The sequence below is a fragment of the Microcoleus sp. PH2017_35_SFW_U_B genome (assembly GCF_020737865.1).
Classification (GTDB): Bacteria; Cyanobacteriota; Cyanobacteriia; order Cyanobacteriales; family Microcoleaceae; genus Microcoleus.
The window spans coordinates 1-17,389 of the sequence record NZ_JAEQDE010000118.1 but is presented as its reverse complement, the minus strand read 5'-3'; the positions used below and the strand labels follow the sequence as shown (position 1 = coordinate 17,389).

The 17,389-nt window shown below is 45.7% G+C and carries 16 protein-coding genes and 1 pseudogene; 13 read left to right on the top strand and 4 right to left on the bottom strand.

Features of this window, described 5'->3' with window-relative positions; all coding sequences use genetic code 11:
- Together JGK36_RS34020 and JGK36_RS28635 are read right to left on the bottom strand one after the other, a co-directional pair.
- Positions 1-163 (bottom strand): annotated as a pseudogene (locus tag JGK36_RS34020) (RNA-guided endonuclease TnpB family protein); the annotation flags it as partial.
- Between the two features lie 728 nt (positions 164-891).
- Positions 892-1,203, bottom strand: a complete 312-nt coding sequence (locus tag JGK36_RS28635; protein WP_293181462.1) for a hypothetical protein — start codon at positions 1,201-1,203, stop codon at positions 892-894.
- Here JGK36_RS28635 and JGK36_RS28630 point away from each other — a divergent pair.
- Both JGK36_RS28630 and JGK36_RS28625 read left to right on the top strand, forming a co-directional pair.
- Positions 1,193-2,227: a type IV pilus twitching motility protein PilT gene (locus JGK36_RS28630; protein WP_293181465.1), complete on the top strand. Its 1,035-nt coding sequence runs from the start codon at positions 1,193-1,195 to the stop codon at positions 2,225-2,227. The two genes, JGK36_RS28635 and JGK36_RS28630, sit on opposite strands and share 11 nt — an antisense overlap.
- Positions 2,228-2,928: 701 nt before the next feature.
- Positions 2,929-3,732: a circadian clock KaiB family protein gene (locus JGK36_RS28625; protein WP_293181468.1), complete on the top strand. Its 804-nt coding sequence runs from the start codon at positions 2,929-2,931 to the stop codon at positions 3,730-3,732.
- A 10-nt stretch (positions 3,733-3,742) separates the two neighbouring features.
- Here JGK36_RS28625 and JGK36_RS28620 read toward each other — a convergent pair whose 3' ends face one another.
- A complete protein-coding gene (locus JGK36_RS28620; RefSeq protein ID WP_293181471.1) occupies positions 3,743-4,282 on the bottom strand; it encodes a hypothetical protein in 540 nt (179 codons plus the stop codon).
- A 225-nt stretch (positions 4,283-4,507) separates the two neighbouring features.
- Here JGK36_RS28620 and JGK36_RS28615 point away from each other — a divergent pair, with 225 nt between their 5' ends.
- Positions 4,508-4,774, top strand: a complete 267-nt coding sequence (locus JGK36_RS28615; protein WP_293181474.1) for a hypothetical protein — start codon at positions 4,508-4,510, stop codon at positions 4,772-4,774.
- Between the two features lie 456 nt (positions 4,775-5,230).
- Here the strand turns inward: JGK36_RS28615 and JGK36_RS28610 are convergent, their stop codons facing one another.
- Positions 5,231-6,442, bottom strand: a complete 1,212-nt coding sequence (locus JGK36_RS28610) for a lipid-A-disaccharide synthase-related protein (RefSeq protein WP_293198767.1) — start codon at positions 6,440-6,442, stop codon at positions 5,231-5,233.
- A 112-nt stretch (positions 6,443-6,554) separates the two neighbouring features.
- On the opposite strand from JGK36_RS28610, the gene JGK36_RS28605 reads away from it, so the two are divergent.
- The 10 genes from JGK36_RS28605 (at position 6,555) to cydB (ending at position 17,005) form a co-directional block, all read left to right on the top strand.
- Positions 6,555-7,718 carry a GuaB3 family IMP dehydrogenase-related protein gene (locus JGK36_RS28605; RefSeq protein ID WP_293192814.1) on the top strand — a complete coding sequence of 388 codons (1,164 nt, stop codon included), beginning with the start codon at positions 6,555-6,557 and terminating at the stop codon, positions 7,716-7,718.
- A 576-nt stretch (positions 7,719-8,294) separates the two neighbouring features.
- Complete coding sequence (gene trxA, locus JGK36_RS28600) at positions 8,295-8,618, top strand: thioredoxin (protein ID WP_006631199.1); 324 nt, start codon at positions 8,295-8,297, stop codon at positions 8,616-8,618.
- Positions 8,619-8,806: 188 nt separating this feature from the next.
- The gene (locus JGK36_RS28595) at positions 8,807-9,868 is read left to right on the top strand and encodes an LOG family protein (protein ID WP_293181483.1); all 1,062 of its coding nucleotides are present in this window, start codon (positions 8,807-8,809) and stop codon (positions 9,866-9,868) included.
- Between the two features lie 259 nt (positions 9,869-10,127).
- On the top strand, positions 10,128-10,394 hold the full coding sequence (locus JGK36_RS28590) for a hypothetical protein (RefSeq protein WP_293181486.1): 267 nt from the start codon (positions 10,128-10,130) through the stop codon (positions 10,392-10,394).
- Positions 10,395-10,550: 156 nt separating this feature from the next.
- Positions 10,551-11,798: a transposase gene (locus tag JGK36_RS28585; RefSeq protein WP_293198765.1), complete on the top strand. Its 1,248-nt coding sequence runs from the start codon at positions 10,551-10,553 to the stop codon at positions 11,796-11,798.
- A 30-nt stretch (positions 11,799-11,828) separates the two neighbouring features.
- Positions 11,829-12,194, top strand: coding sequence for a hypothetical protein (locus tag JGK36_RS28580; protein WP_293201243.1), 366 nt, complete (start codon positions 11,829-11,831; stop codon positions 12,192-12,194).
- Between the two features lie 167 nt (positions 12,195-12,361).
- A complete protein-coding gene (locus tag JGK36_RS28575; RefSeq protein WP_293192816.1) occupies positions 12,362-13,567 on the top strand; it encodes a sulfite exporter TauE/SafE family protein in 1,206 nt (401 codons plus the stop codon).
- Complete coding sequence (locus tag JGK36_RS28570; protein ID WP_293181495.1) at positions 13,542-14,012, top strand: hypothetical protein; 471 nt, start codon at positions 13,542-13,544, stop codon at positions 14,010-14,012. The genes JGK36_RS28575 and JGK36_RS28570 overlap by 26 nt, the downstream gene beginning before the upstream one ends.
- 528 nt (positions 14,013-14,540) lie before the next feature.
- Entirely contained in the window at positions 14,541-15,983 is a 1,443-nt protein-coding gene (locus JGK36_RS28565; RefSeq protein WP_293181498.1) for a cytochrome ubiquinol oxidase subunit I, read from the top strand.
- A gap of 8 nt (positions 15,984-15,991) precedes the next feature.
- Positions 15,992-17,005, top strand: coding sequence for a cytochrome d ubiquinol oxidase subunit II (gene cydB, locus JGK36_RS28560; RefSeq protein WP_293181501.1), 1,014 nt, complete (start codon positions 15,992-15,994; stop codon positions 17,003-17,005).
- Positions 17,006-17,389: the final 384 nt, after the last annotated feature.

Here is a 17,389-nt window from a genome sequence, read left to right as displayed (position 1 = left end):
GGTTCATTTCGTTGTAATTGATATAACCCCATCCATAGACAAAACTTTGACGGATAAGGTAGTTAGCCGCGTTGTACAAATTTTTGGATTTAAAGGCTAGTTCATCAATTTCAACAAAACGATTCTCGGTGGATTTAATGATGTGCCTCTCTGCTAGTTGCATTCAGACTCTCCATTTTTTGACGATCGCAATAATTCTCTCAGTTGACCATTTTGACTATATGATACTACTATTGCTTACTACTGCTTACAAACTTAATAAAGTTTTATAATACTGTTTTTTAAGAAAAAGTCTTTCCCTTTAAAAAAATATTCAAAAATGTCGAAAATCCATATTCGATTGTAGGCCCAGAGCGATCGCCCGCGTGCAAACAGCAGAATATTTCCTTGCTGCGACCCCCTCTTGAGATAAACTGATCTGAACAGTTAAGCTTTTGTGCAAGAAACCCTCTTCGGGCGATCGGCATTGTCCAACTTCCACAAATCATCAGAAATTGTGGGTGCAACCCCCGTTCCTTCGGCAAGCTCAGGGCAAGCCTTACAGGACGGCTTTATATGTGGGAAGTGTGTTAAAATAGACACACACACGTTGACCTCTAAAGTAAGGTGAAACTCCTAGCAATTGGACGTTGTAGTTAAAAGACGTTTAACCGAAATGGTTAAACTGGTATCCAATGATACCCTACCTCTAGCCTTTGCAAGTAAAGACTCTGGGGCGAGTGAATCACTCACAACAAATCAAAGTAGCCTCAATGCTAGAAATAGCGGAGAGAATAGTGGGAATTGGCACCCCCTGTCGCGCTGCGGTAGAGTTCGACTAAGCGGCTCTACGAGTAGCGGTTCGAGCAATGTCCAACGGTGGATATCTCCTTCTAAAGAATCTCAGTGCGTTTACGCGCCTTGAGTGTCAACTGTTCGAGTCAGCCTTCTCACCAAATTCAAAGTAGCGCATATGACACAACAGCATCCGCCAGCTCCTCGTCCGCCCGTACCCGGAGCTCCCCCACCGCCCGGGCTGCCCCGCCCTCCAGCTCCAGGCATTCCCAGAGCAGCAGGAATGCCACCAGCACCGCCACCAGCACCAGCACCCCCACCACCCGCCGCCACACAGCCACCGGCACCCGCGCCCCAATCCTTCGCCACACCTAAAAATTCCAGCAACAGCAAAATTCCGACTTTGAAAGAGTTGGTAATGCGAGCCAAAGAAGAAGGAGTATCCGATCTTCACCTCGGAGTCAACGAATTCCCGCGCTTCCGAAACCGGGGCGAGATAGCCGACATCGGCTATCCACCGTCGGATTTAGATACGTTTTTTGGCTGGCTGCGCGAGTGCATGAGCGATGAAGAAATTGAAATTTTCCAAAAAACCCTAGACTTTGACGGCGCTTTCGATTTCGGCTTCGTCCGCATTCGGATCAGTTGCATGGACTCCTTGGCCGGCCCGGCGATGGTGCTGCGGCTAATTCCTGCCAAAATATTGACAATGGAGGAATTGAACCTGCCGCAAGTCTTTAAGAAAATATGTGGCTACCACAAAGGGCTGATTTTGGTGACGGGCCCCACAGGATCGGGCAAATCTACCACCTTGGCCGCCATGATCGACTACATCAACAAAAATAAAGCCTACAACATCATCACGATCGAAGACCCGGTAGAATTCGTACACGAAAGCAAAAAATCCTTGATCAAGCACCGGGAAGTCGGCAGACACACCCTCAAGTTTATGAGCGCTCTCAAAGGCGCTCTGCGGCAAGACCCGGATATGCTGCTAGTAGGAGAAATTCGGGACAGAGAAACGGTGGAAATCGCCCTCAAAGCCTCTCAGACAGGTCACTTAGTTGCGGGAACCCTGCACACCAACAGTGCAGTTAAAACCCTGAACCGGATTCTGGATATGTTCGGGGCGGAAGAACAGGAGGCCATACGGGTTTCAATTTCCGAATCCCTAGTGGCGATTATTGCTCAACTGCTGTGCAAAACCACAGACGGCAAGCGGGCTGCTTTCCACGACGTTATGATCAATACCGACGTGGTTAAGGAATACATTCTGAAGGGGCAGAATGAGGAAATCAATCAAATCATGATCAAAGATACTTATGAAGGCATGACGACGATGAATAAGTCGCTCTACGGCCTTTATCAAGAAGGTAGAATTACTGAAGAACTGGCTGTAGAAAACTCACCGTTCCCGAACGAAATGGCCCAGATGCTCCGAGGTCGAGTCTAAAGGTCGAGTGTTAAGTGTTAACAGTTAACTGTTATTAATTAATAGTTAACTGTTATTACAAAAGATTGCAAAAATCGCTCTCAAGTCTTGAAATGATCTGCGTTGATCTGCGTTGCATCTGCGGTTTATAGCCTTTCGATCGAAAGATGAGGTATGCCGAGGTATGCTGCAACCGTTACAGTGTCAAGCTTTTCCTGGCAAAATTGGTCCGCGAACCTTTTAGAGAAAGGCTATATCTATCAATCAAAGATTTATGCAATGCAAGTCTATTGGTACTTCATTGACACTCTCAGGGAGTCAACGCCACTGAGATTCTACTGACAGAATTAGACAAGCGTGTATTACCTAAATCTAATCTCGTTACGGCCGTCAAACGCCGTCTACCTAGTCACCAATCGTCAAGCGATAGTTACTAGCTAATGATTGTTATTTCCAATGCTTTCAGAATCCATCGCTAAGCCAAGACACGGTACGCTCAACATCCTGCCATCCCACCGCTCTTTTTGTGTTACCTCTCACTCTTGTGTACTAAGTTGCAGGGATTTCTCCGATACTAGGATGTTTCAACACGTAGATGTTTTTGTTCTTACTCACAATTCAAATTATACCACATTTTCAAGAACACGGGGACTGAAGTCCCTCGCGTCGCTTTCCTCTCAGGTCTAAAGACGCGCTCGTTTCCCGCATCCCGTATTATTTTTATGAAAGTCGATCGCCCGATTTTACCAGAATTTTTTAAAGGCATTGCACTGTTTACACCAGGGGGAGACTTAATCTATTCTATAGACTCCCGCAAGCAAACTCAGTGGCACTTGCAGTTGTGCGTAGCCCTACAGCAGATACTCGGTTTGTCGGAACCGCCCCATTTTCTGATACCTTGCTACACGGCAACCGTTGACTGCTGGCGCGATCGCACCGATCGACAGTTGCGGGTGGCAGCCGAGGCATACCCCCCGGTGCTGCGACATCAAACGCTGCTAAATGCCATTTTTGGCACGGGCGACTTGGTTTGGGAAGCCCGCAGCGACGAAATCTGCGAACCAATGGCGATCGCCACTTATCACGAACAATTCCCCGAACTTTGGGAAAATCACGACTTAGTTGTACGATATCCGATCGACGTTGGGCGATCGGACTCTCACAATTCTGCGATCGCGCCTCCCTCCCACTTTCGACAATCTCCGCTGTTCCCGCGAACCAAACCAACAGGACTCACCCCACCGCCACCAACCCAAGGGTACGTTTTGCGGCTGTTTGTTTCCGGGAGCAACCCCAGCACCGAACGCACCCTCAAAACTTTATACCAATTCCTAGAGCAATGTCTCGATCGCCCCTACACTTTGAAAGTAATCGATGTGTTAAAACATCCCGAACAAGCAGAAGCAGATCAGATTTCAGCAACTCCCACTTTAATTAAAATCTGGCCGAAACCCGTGCGGCGAATAGTCGGCGAATTGAACGATGCCCAAAAAATAGTCAGATTGTTGAGCAATTCAGAATTTTAGATTTGTGCGATTATTGAATACTGGCGATCGCCGGTTGACTCACCATCGAATTAACAAGATCCAGCAACTGCTGTTGAGACACTGCACTCGCCGATACCGCTACGGCATATCTGAGTCCTTCCTGTTCCCAAGAAATAGTTCTGCCACCACCTTTTGCTAAATAGTAGCCACGAATTCCACCACTCAAATTAACTGGCGAAATATCCTTATCTTGCCCAGGCCAATTTTTAGAATTAGCGGGTGAAACCACAGCGAATACTCCGACAGTGCAAGACGAAGCATTAGCAGATTTAGCGCAGTCTGGCTTAATTCCGATATTAACTTTAAATACTTTACCATCGGACTCAATGAAAGGATAAAGCTGTATCGGAGTAGCGGGGATAGAGGCAGGCAGTCGCATTTTCAAGCCTTTCGGCAATTGGCGGCGAATGTCGTCAATCAGCGGCCAAAAAACAGAGGCTGGTTGGGCGATCGCAGATTCCACTGCCAACAAACCGCTTCCTAAAACTGTCAGACCAACTAAACCAGTGAACAGAGCTTTCAACTTCATCGATAGATTCCCTGAAAATAACCGTTTAATAATACAGCCACAAACTCTCGACTCCGCCTCACCCAATCGGATGAGTTATTATCCCCCAATGGTATGACTATCACTTTTCTCAGTAACATGAGGTACATTCGATCGTGGGTAATTGGTAATTAGTCATTAGCCATCGATCGCCTGTGCTTTACTTAAAAATATCTATAATAGTAAGAGCAAATAAATCAGAAAATCATGTCAAATTATATTCACAATTTAATCAACAATAATTTCCATCATCCAGATTTCGGGAAATTACTTTATCATCGCGACATTCACAACCCCAATATCTTGCATTACTCAGTACAACTCAACGATTGGGAATCTATCGCATGGGAACCAATTCATAGCAATCGCCAAAAAGATACGGCAAGATTAGCAATTTGGCAAATTGATTGGGATAGATTTCAAACTGCCAAATGGATATTATATCGCAATACGGTTGACTTAGGAAGAATCTGACTTGCAAAAAATGTTTGTATTGCCAGGAAAATCGTCAGATTAAATTCCTAAAAAGCGTTAAGTAAACGGTATTGTATTATATCGGAAAAAGGAACTCATCAACCAAGCATTGCATATTTCTGTAGCAGAGTTTCACGAACGCTGGCAATATGAACTCTATCGATTCAATTGGGAACATTGGGCAAGACTTTTCAGTTGACAGTTGAGGGCGACCTCTACCTGGAAGGAAGAGGATTGGAGTAATGAATCGTCTTTTTAAAATTTCTCCTGAGCGGGCTTGGGGCTTTCAACCAATTCTTTCTGATAACAACAGGGGATGCGAGAAGCCCATCCCTCTCCTAACTAAATTTAGCTTTTTAAGAATTACAGGCGTTGAGTATTAACTGTTTAAAACCTCGCTGTCAACTGCTTTCCTGCCAACTGCTAACTCTCAATTGTTTAAGCAGTATACTCCAATTAATCAGAAAGATATTTGGTTAAGCGATCGGCAATTTGGCTGCTACCGCCCGATCGCCCCATTCTTTCTAAGCCATTTTTTACGCAAGTCTCTAAATATTTTTTGTCTTGCAAAGTGCGATCGAGTGAAGCGGCAGCTTCTTTGATAATCTCAGGATTTGCTGGTTCTTTGCCAATAACTTGCACTGAATCACCTAAAAGCCGATTTTGAGCCTCGGCAAACCGATAGGTAAATGACGGACCGTTACCGGGGATGGTAATTACTGGTTTTCCTAAGCCTACGGCTTGTTCGATCGCAGTTCCGGTCATCCCAATTACTAAATTAGACTGCTGCAAAATGTCGGCGAAAGCATCTGAGTAGCAAATTACTTCAACTGTTGCTGCTTTTTCGCTACCATGCTGTTTGATTTCTTGACAAACTAACTTTCCTTCTCGGTGCAGCCATCCGGAGCGCGCTGCAATATTATCTAATTCCAGCATTAAACTTGGAACTAAGGCTGCTCGAAACTGCACTGGTAAGGTAGAGTTGGCGGCAATTTCTTTGACCAATTTTAGCAGCAAAACTAGGTTGTCGTTGGCTTCGGGGAGCCGCGAACCGGGCAGAAGGGCGATCGTCCGAACTCCGGGCTTTAACTGCAAATCTTTGCCTATAGCATTGAGGTTGTCCATGACAGGATTGCCGACAAATATGGCTTTCTCGAAACCCTGTTGGTTTAAGTCCGCAGCAGTCAAAGCATCCCTAGTGAAAATAGCCAGACATTGCTCGGAGGAAAGCAAATAATTCAAGAGGAAACCCAAATCGGCTAGCCCTTCGTAATAAGTAGAATGAGCCGACAGAAAAATTATATACGGGCGGCCTGTGGCATGGGCGAACCCCGCCGCGACAATATCCCCAGTCGTTACTACCAAATCGCATTGCTGCGAATGCGCCGAAGCAGCTTTCACTTGCTGCAAAGTCAAACGAATTAGCCCCGCCCTCAAATCTTTGAGGAAAAATAGGGGATTCATGTAAAAAACTCCCCCAGATGGCATGGGACTGGTGGGCCCGATAATTGGTACTGTCGATCGACTGTAAGCAGCCCCGTCACCGACAATGGGCATCGCTGAAACCTGAATATCTGGCGCAGATGTTCTCAAAGCATTGACAATTTGACAGTTAATCGCATCTTCCCCGTGGCCGTTGCTGAGGAAAAGTATCTCCTTGGATTTCATAAAATCAGAATTTAGTGACGAGATTATTTTAAACACAGCCGCGCGATCGTTACCCACAGGTCGGCGAACTTTTTGTTAGTCTAATTTAAATACATTGTGGAAGTGAAACAGCGTGAATATTGAAATTGGGCGGGGCAAAAGCGCTCGCAGAGCTTACGGCATAGATGAAATCGCGCTCGTACCGGGACAGCGTACCCTCGATCCGAGTTTGGCAGATACTAAGTGGCAGATTGGCGGGATCGATCGAGAAATCCCGATCATCGCCAGCGCCATGGACGGAGTAGTCGATGTCCGCATGGCTATTTTGCTGTCGGAATTGGGAGCAATGGGCGTGCTCAACCTAGAAGGAATTCAAACCCGCTATGCCGACCCCCAACCCATTTTAGAGCGCATCGCTTCTGTTGGGAACCACGAATTTGTGTCCCTGATGCAGCAACTCTATGCCGAACCCATCAAGCCAGAATTAATCGAGCTCAGAATTAAAGAAATTAAAGCTGGAGGAGGGATTGCCGCCGTCAGCGGTACACCGGCCGCTGCGAGCAAATACGGCTTAACAGTTGCCGCAGCGGGAGCCGATATATTTTTTGTGCAGGCTACTGTAGTCTCGACTGCTTTTCTTTCCCCAGAGTCGATCGCATCTTTGGACTTGACCCAATTCTGTCAAGAGATGCCAATACCCGTAATTTTGGGCAACTGCGTCACCTACGAAGTCGCCCTGAATTTAATGAAAACTGGCGCCGCAGGCATTCTCGTGGGCATAGGGCCGGGGGCTGCTTGCACATCTAGGGGGGTATTGGGTGTCGGCGTTCCCCAAGCGACAGCGGTAGCAGACTGCGCCGCCGCCCGGGACGACTACTATCGCGAAACTGGCAAATACGTGTCGGTGATTGCTGACGGCGGTTTAATTACCGGGGGCGATATCTGCAAGTGCATTGCCTGCGGCGCCGATGGAGTAATGATTGGTTCGCCCTTTGCTAGGGCCGCCGAAGCTCCGGGCCGGGGCTTTCACTGGGGGATGGCGACTCCCAGCCCGGTTTTGCCGCGAGGCACTCGGATTCGCGTGGGGACTACTGGGACTGTGGAGCAAATTTTGCGGGGCCCAGCCCTGCTCGATGACGGTACGCACAACTTGCTCGGAGCTCTGAAAACTAGCATGGGCACTCTGGGCGCTAAGGATATTAAGGAGATGCAGCAAGTGGAAGTGGTGATTGCTCCTTCTCTGCTGACTGAGGGTAAAGTTTATCAAAAAGCTCAGCAGTTGGGCATGGGCAAGTAGATTTACCGATCGAATACCAGGATACCTTGACAAAATTTGTGCGATCGTCTCGAAATTTACAGAATGTTGTGGAATTATCGAGAAGGAGGTGTCACAATATAAGAAGCGGAGACGCATGTTTCCGTTCACTCCTCACACCACACTCCGCCCGGACTACTGTTCGGGCGGTTCCTTTTTGACCCCAAGCGCTCCCCTTTACTCAGTAGGTACGGGGTTAAGGCTGTTCGATCCGGAGAGTGGGGGAGGGAGAGAGGGGGAAAGGGGGAGAGGGGGAGAGGGGGAGGGGGAGTTACAGAGAATTTTTTGCGGCCGAATGCCTTTTTATAACTTCCATTTCTCGAATTCCTTCTGAAGCCTTCTCTTAAAGTCGTCGCTCCCTACCCAAAAACGGATACCAGCCCCGGGCGCCAGGAGTGGAGAACTCAAAATATTCGATCGAAGTTCACGCTCCCAGATTCAATGCTGCAAGTAAATCTAAAATCTAAAATCTAAAATCGTAAAATCGACTGACGCAAGTGGTGACACTTTTTGCTAAACTTGTTATCCGAGAAATAGTATTTACAAGGATGGCTAGGGATGTCAGCAGCCGCGCAAGTAACCGACTCTACCTTTAAGCAGGAAGTGCTCGATAGCGAAGTTCCAGTTCTAGTGGATTTTTGGGCTCCCTGGTGCGGGCCCTGTCGGATGGTGGCGCCCGTCGTAGACGAAATTGCCCAGCAATATGAAGGGCAGGTGAAGGTAGTAAAAGTTAATACCGACGAGAATCCTAATGTGGCAAGCCAATACGGTATCCGCAGCATTCCGACGCTGATGATATTTAAGGGCGGTCAGCGGGTTGATATGGTGGTTGGGGCAGTTCCGAAAACTACTCTGGCCAACACTCTGGAAAAGTACATTTAACCAAACTGCCAGAGGTTTCGGGCTGTTTTTTTGGGCCGCGAAAGCTAACTATCTTCAAAACCGGGGTAAAGCTACTGGAAAAGTTATTAGTTGCTAGCAGCGCTATTTGCTGGTGGCTATTAGCTTCTAAATTTGGCTTGCCCCTTAATTTTTTCTACCAACAAATTGTTACCGTTTCGGAAAAATTCATGATTCCTTCTGGTCAAGGTTTTGAGTCCCTCCAAGCTGATGCGATCGACTTAATCGATCGCCTGCCAATGTTAAAGCACTCTGAGTGGATCGAACGATCGCTCTCGACGATCGTGCAAATGGCTGGAGAGGAACTCGATCGCCTCGATTGGAAGATTATGGCGGCGTCCCTGCGAGATATGGAGAGAGCTTTTTCCATGTTTTATCCTTACCGCCACGTTCGCAAAATTGTGATTTTTGGTTCGGCGAGGGTGTCGCCGACATCGGCGGAATATTTGCTAGCCAGAGAGTTTGCACGGGCGATCGCCCAGCAGGGATTTATGGTGATTACTGGTGGCGGTGGGGGGATTATGCAGGCAGGGAATGAGGGGGCGACTGCGGAACGTTCTTTTGGGCTGAACATTCAGTTACCTTTCGAGCAGAGTTCTAATCCTGTCATTGCGGGCGACTCCAAGTTGCTCAATTTTAAATATTTTTTCACCCGCAAGTTATTCTTTCTCCGGGAAAGCGATGCTTTGGCTTTGTTTCCCGGCGGTTTCGGCACTCTGGATGAGGCTTTTGAGTGTCTGACTTTGACTCAAACTGGCAAGTTTGGGCCGGCCCCTTTGGTTTTGCTCGATCGACCCGGAGGCGATTATTGGCACGATTGGAATTATTTTGTACAAAAACAATTGCGGGGTCGGGGTTTGATTTCAGCGGACGATCGCAGCCTGTACACGATTACAGACGATATAAATGTCGCTTGTGAGGCGATCGCGAGTTTTTATCTGGTTTATCATTCCTGCCGTTACGTGGACGGAAAACTGGTAATTCGCTTGAAGTCTCAACTTTCTGACGAGAATGTCGATCGGCTAAATACTAATTTTAGCGATATTTTGGTAGACGGTAAAATTGAAAAAAGTCAAGCTCTGCCCGCCGAAGCCACAGATGAAACCTTCGCTTTACCGCGCCTAGTTTTGCATTTCAACCAGCGGGATGCGGGGCGGCTTTATCAGCTAATTGCTGCTATTAATCAAATGGGAGCGACATCGCCGGCGGCGGCGCATCCAGAACAAAAGTAGTTATAACAGTTGACAGTTGACAGTTGACAGTTATGGTACCCGAATCAAACCGTCGATCGATCGCGGGTGCATCTGATTTTTGCAAATATATTCGTAGGGGCGAAGCATTTCGGCAGTCAATCTCTGGTTCTGGTTCATAAATTATGTGCCGAAATGCTTCGCCCTTGCCAAATTAAGATGCACCCTCGATCGCGGGGTAGCTTGCGTCAGTCAGATGGGGTAGAAGTCCTAAGAAAGTAAAAAATTAAGGGCAAAAGGTATGGCTTACAGCGATTTTAGTTTGGCAAGTGTCAAAAAATCTTTAAATTTAACGATTTCGCCCAGACAAGATTTGTTTTCGGCCGTACCTGATTTAAAATGCAGCAATTATTTAACAGAAACTTTAGCTTATAATGTTCCTTTTGCTCTGGCGAGCAATACGGAAAAATCGCGCTCAGAAATGATTATTGCGCCGATTTTGCTGGAACTTACCTCGAACAGCAAGAAGGCTCACACTGTACCTGTACGTTTGTCAGTGTCGAGATGAATTGCGCGTGAGTTGAGGAGTGTAGTCTGACCACATTTGAGCGCAGCGAAAACCGGGAAGACTACGACGACGAAACGAGCAAAATATTCTGTTTTTGGTGAAACAATCATCAAAAATGTGTTACTATGAATATGTAAACACGGTAAGGTCGATACCATGTATAGAGCAGTTAAGATGAGAATTTATCCTACAGGCAAGCAAGAATCATATCTAGCTCAATGTTTTGGCAATACTAGATGGTTGTGGAATCATATGCTTAATGCAACAACCACCGCGTACAAAGAAACAGGCAAGGGGCTTTCTAAAGCAGCTATGGATAAGTTGCTTCCGGGACTAAAAAAAGAATTTGAATGGTTGGGACTAGCTTATAGCCAAGTTTTACAACGAGTAACATTCAATCTTTCAAGTGCGTTTGTCAATTTCTTTGAGGGTCGTGCTAAATTCCCTAACTTTAAATCTAAACATGGTAAGGAATCAATTCAATATCCCCAAAATATCAAACTGATGCCAGAGGATTCTGTTATTAAGTTTCCCGGTAATCTGGGGTTAATGAAAACTGTGTTTCACAAACAACTACCTGATGCTAAATTCACGACTGTAACAATATCGAGAAATGCAGACGGCAGGTACTACGCATCTATTCTTTTTAACCAAAATGACAATCCGGTAGTTGCAATTAGGGAAGCTATCGGCGTTGACTTAGGATTGAAGCACTTTGCTATAACTTCCGAAGGCTCAAAATATGACCTACCTAAAAAGCAATTAGCCAAACTAGAAAATAATAAAAAATGCAAACAGAAAAAATTAGCTAAAAAGACAGATAAAACTTCTAATAAACGTCGTAAAGCTAGACGAATATTAGCCAAAGTTTCTAGCAAAATAGCTAGAATTCGTGAAGACTTTCTACACAAGCTATCTCGCAAAATAGCCTACGAAAACCAAGTTATTTGTGTAGAAGATTTGGCAGTTAAGAACATGGTAAAAAATCCCAACTTGGCAAAATCGATATCAGACCAAGGATGGGGGATGTTTCAAACCATGCTCAAGTACAAAGCTGAGAAATTTGGTCATACCTACCAAGAAATAGGACGTTTTTTCCCATCTTCTCAACTTTGTAGCGAGACTCTACTACCAATCCCGATGCTACAGAAAGGCTATGATTCATTGGGCGTAAGGTTTGTAGATTGTCCTCACTGCCAGAAACAGCATGATAGAGATATTAATGCTGCAATCAATATTAAAAATGAAGGTTTGCGACTTTTGGAGTTAGGAACTAGCTCTTCTGCCCTTGGAGGGGATGTAAGACCAAAGTTATCAGGACGTAAAAAAGCCATGAAGACCGAGGCAATCCCCAATGAATTGGGAAGCCTACACCCTATCTGTGCTCAGATGGGTGTTGGGTAGTTCACCAGACTGTTTCCCGATCGCATTAGTTTGTTTTCGGGTGTCGATTTTACGGTTGATAGCGACTTGGGATTAAACGGGAGTTGCGATTTTCTGATTAGCCGATCGGTAGAACTTTTGATTCTAAGCGCACCTGCGATTTTAATCGTTGAGGCAAAAAAGGAAAATATTAATGCTGGGTTGGGTCAGTACGTGGCCGAAATGTATGCAGCGCAACTGTTTAATGAGCGCGAGGGAAATCAGGTATCAAAGATTTATGGAGTGGTGACAACGGGAGAAATTTGGAAGTTTTTGATACTGGAAGGGCAATCAGTTAAAATAGATTTATTAGAGTATTTTTTGAATGAAGTTGATAAAATTTTGGGGATTTTGGCGATCGGCATTCAAAACAGTTGAGAGTTGACCACAATCAAAAGGGTTTGTAGTGAGGACTTTAGTCCTTAGGAATCAAGGACTAAAGTCCTCACTACAAACCAGATCGCGGGTAATTGACCAGACATGACATAAGCAGTAAAAACCAATCTAAAATGTAAAATCTAAAATCTAAAATCCCCTGACTCAAAATGCTAGACATCCTGCTAATTGCAACTTTAGGATTTCTCGGCAGTTTCGGACACTGCGCCGGAATGTGCGGCCCGCTGACAGTGGCTTTTTCCCTGTCAAGTACCGACAAAGATAAATTAGCTTCCTTCCGCTTTCACCTGCTATTAAATGTGGGAAGAATTGTGGCTTATGCTTTAGTTGGCGCTGCAATTGGCGGAGTGGGTTCGGTATTGATTGCAGGCGGGCAAATGGCAGGTATCGGTAGCGGGTGGCGGCGGGCGATCGCCATTATCACCGGTACAATGCTAATTTGGTTTGGATTGGTACAAATTAAACCAGATTTGCTGCCGCGTTTGCCATTGCTGCATCCAGTGAAGCACGATCGCATCAGCAGTGCAATGACCAAGATTTCAACTCAAAACAACTGGTGGATACCATTGGCTTTGGGTTTGCTTTGGGGTTTAATTCCCTGCGGTTTCCTGTATGCAGCGCAAATCAAAGCAGCGGAAACCGGAAACCCAATTTTGGGTGCGGCAACGATGTTTGCTTTTGGAGCGGGTACCTTGCCAACTATGCTGGGAGTGGGATTTTTTGCTGGCAGATTCAGCGCCCACAAACGCAGTAAACTGTTTCGCGCAGGTGGTTGGGTGACACTGGCGATCGGCATCATTACTCTGTTGCGAACCGATGAAATGGTCGATCTGACAGGCCACGCAGCCCTAATATGCTTGATGCTAGCACTGATTGCGCGTCCGCTCAGCAAGTTTTTGCCGCCACTGTTGCGCTACCGTCGGGCTTTGGGTGTCGGAGGGTTTGCGATCGCCCTTGCCCACACGTTTCATATGCTAGATCATACGCTGCAATGGAATTTTGACGCTGTATCTTTTATGCTGCCGCAGCATCAATTAGGGATGGCATTGGGAATGCTGGGACTGCTGTTGATGATACCCGCAGCGGTGACAAGTTGCGATCGGCTTCAAAATTATTTAGGGAAGCGGTGGCGGCAAATTCATTTGCTAACAGTACCCGCTTTTTTGCTGTGCGCCCTTCACGCAGCCCTCATCGGCTCCCACTATCTCGGCGGTTTTGAATGGAAGTTGTACGATCGACTGGTGACAGCCGTCTTAGCCGCGGTTGCGGTGTTAGTTTTGTTAGTGCGATCGCGCTTATTTTGGTCAATTTTATCACTGGATAATTTCTATGTTGCACCTGTCAAAGAAAAGTAAAAGTTTAGGATTGTTAGTCTTCTTGGGATTGCTAGTACAAGCCGGAATATTTCCCATACCGCAGCTAAACACAACTGCGATCGCCCACGAAGTCGAAATCTCGGGAGATGTCGCCGCTACCTTTCACCTCGAACCAAACCACAATCCCCGCGCCGGAGAAACTGCAAAAGTGTGGTTTGCACTGACTCGCAGGGGCGGTCAAATTATCCCCTTAGAGCAGTGCAACTGCCAGCTAGCGGTTTATCCAAAAAATCACAAACAGGGGGATAAACCGCTGATTGAACCGCCTTTAAAAGCCGTATCTGTCGAGCGCTACCAAGGCATTCCCGGAGCAGAAATTGTATTTCCCAAGGCAGGAATCTACGAGTTAAAACTCAGCGGAAAACCCAAAGCCGCAGCTAAATTTAAACCCTTTCAACTCAGTTATACAGTCACAGTTAGATAATATAATATTCCCCTCAACAAACATCAATATTGTAGGGGCGGGTTCACCGAAATAACCGCCAAAAACAAACAATCTCAAAAACCCGCCCACCCAACTCAGTCATACAGTCACCGTTCGCTAATATCCTATCCCCTAAAAACCATCAATATTGTAGGGGCGGGTTCACCGAAATAACCGCCCAAAACAAACAATCTCAAAAACCCGCCCCCACCCAACCATAAATTCAAATGTACTAAAATCGTATCCCCGCATCAACAAATATCAATCTTGTAAGGGCTGGTTCACCGAAATAATCGCCCAAAACCAATAATCTGGTAAACCCGCCCACCCAACCATAAATTCAAATGTACCTATTTTCCAATAAAAACAACCGATAAACGTATTAAAAAACACAAATCAAATCTGTATAAAACCTTAAAAATTGCCAACCATACAAAATGTCACGAATTTTTACATTACATTGTAGTTAATGTCAATTCTAAAAATTGTGCAAACTAATCTCTGTTGAACTGACCAAAGGACACAAACATGGATATCTTATCTAATACCGTGGCGCTATCGCGGATGCAATTTGCGCTAACCGCCATATTCCATATGCTGTGGCCAGTTTTGACAACGGGAATGGGAATTTATCTGGTAATTGTTGAGGGAATGTGGCTGAAAACTCGCAATCCTGACTATTACCACCACGCTCGTTTTTGGTCGAAACTATACGTTCTCAACTTCGGTATTGGTGTAGCTTCCGGCATTCCCATGGAGTTTCAATTTGGGACGAATTGGGCACCATTTTCCGAAGCCGTGGGTGACTTTTTTGGCAGCATTTTAGGGTTTGAAGCTTCAATGGCATTTATGCTAGAAGCTGGCTTTTTAGGAATTATGCTATTCGGTTGGGGGCGCGTTCACCCGATCGTCCATTATTTCGCTACCATCATGGTAGCCTTCGGCGCAAACCTATCCACTGTATGGATTTTAGTCGCTAACTCTTGGCTGCAAACTCCAGCAGGCGGAGAAATGGTCAATGGCAAGTTTGTTGTCACCGATTACTTTCAAGCAATTATGAACCCCTTCGCATTAAACAGCATTCTACATATGTTTTTTGCGACGTTAGAAACTTCCCTGTTTGTAATTGGTGGAATTAGCGCTTGGTACATTCTAAATAAGCGCAACGAAGCCTTCTTTTCCAAATCTTTAAAGATTGCCATAGCGACGGCGATCGCAGTTGCACCTTTGCAGATATTCATCGGACATTTGAGCGCCGAACAAGTCTATCACTATCAGCCGACAAAATTAGCAGCGATCGAAGCTAAATGGGAAACCTCAGCAGCCGGAGAATCAGCCGATTGGACTTTGCTAGCTTTGCCTAATGAAAAAGCCCAAAAAAATGACTGGGAAATTAAAATTCCCAATGGCTTAGGATACGTTCTAGAATTCAAACAAAAACTTTCCGAACCAGTCCTCGGTTTAAAAGAGTGGAAACCAGAAGATCGACCCCGGATGGTAGGTTTAATCTACTATTGTTTCCGCATCATGTCCGGGATTGGATTCTTCTTTGTAGGATTGATGCTGTTCAGCACAATTCAGTGGATGCGAGGCAAACTTTCTGCTGAAAATATTAGCAGTCAACCTTGGTTGATGCGCGCTTGGATCTTAGCAGCACCCCTGGGATATATCGCTGTAGAATCGGGTTGGATTGTGCGCTGTGTAGGCAGACAGCCCTGGGTTTTATACGGGCAAATTCGCACGGCTGACGGCGTATCAAATATCCCCGCTAGCAATGTTTTAACTTCTCTGAGTTTCTTTGCGATTATTTACAGCTTTTTGTTTGTTTGCGCCTTGTATTTTGGCAGCCGCATTATCCGCAAAGGCCCTAATTTAAATCTGTCAGTACCTGGTTTAGGCAATCAACCTGCGATCGAAACTGAACTCGCAGAACACATTCCCGATCAACGCCCTGTAGAAGCACAACAATAGGAGATTTTATGCAAGCTTTGGAGCATTTTCTCCCGCAAGTCTGGTTCATCATTTTGGGTTTATTTCTTTTGCTCTATGTCATGCTAGATGGCTTTGACTTAGGGGTGGGAATATTATCTTTGACTGCTTCTGATGACGAGCGCCGAGGCATTTTAATGACCAGTCTGGGCAATGTTTGGGATGCTAACGAAACATGGCTGGTTTTAATGGGAGGCGCTTTATTTGGTGCATTTCCTTTGGCTTACGGCACAATTTTAACTGCCTTGTACATACCGATTTGCATGATGCTTTTCGGTTTAATATTTCGGGCTGTAGCCTTTGAATTTCGCGAGCATTCTAACCGCAAGTTGTTTTGGAATTATGCTTTCGGTGCGGGCAGTTTTTTGGCAGCTTTAGCTCAAGGATTTGCCCTCGGCGCGGTGCTTGAAGGCATTGCGGTGGATGAAGCGGGTCACTTTGTGGGGACTACTTGGGATTGGCTGGATTGGCGATCGATCTTGGTGGCTTTGACACTGGTTCAAGGCTACGTGTTGATCGGTTCCACCTATCTGATTATGAAAACCGATGGGGAATTGCAAACAAATCACTACCGCACCGCTAAAATTGCGGCGGTGACAACGTTAATCGGAGCAATTTTGATTACCATCGCCACTCCGGTTTTTTATGAAAGTACCAGAGCAAGATTGTTCGATAAACCGCTAGTTTATGTTTTTGCGGCGATTCCCGTGCTGGGATTGCTGCTGGTTGGACTCTTGCTCAGAAGCCTGGAACAAAAACAAGAACGCACGCCGTTTGTCTGGACGATTATGATTTTCTTGCTCAGTTTCATCGGTTTGGGATTGATTGTTTTTCCCTACATTATTCCGACACAACTCACGATTTACCAAGCGGCGGCGGCACCCAGCGCCCTGGTATTTATGATTGTGTTCATCGGCTTTCTGATCCCGATCATGATTTTCTACAACATCTACAACTACGTAGTATTTCGGGGTAAGGTTGCTGGTGGCCATTACGGCGAATAAAGCAGCATAACACCGCAAATCCAAGTAAAGACACCCAAATCTCCCCAGATTTAAAATTAATCCGATCTGCGGATATTTGCGTGTCTTTGCTGTTGACAAATATCGATTTCTGAGCGTCAGGGTTCTGATTTATTAATCAAAAAAACATAAAACTTTTTGTTTTCGCCCGCGAATTTAAGTGAATCTACTTATAAGAATGCTGAAAATTTCTGTATAATTAGTAGAGAAAATGATTTCTATGCTCTTTTTGTCTGGCAACAGTTACAAGTTTTGGCTGTGTTTGCCTAAGGGGCTTGCAATTAAATATAACCCCAGTTATCCTAGAAGAGTAGGAACCAAAAAATCTGACATAAGTGGTTGTGACTTCTGTAAGTGGGATGCTAA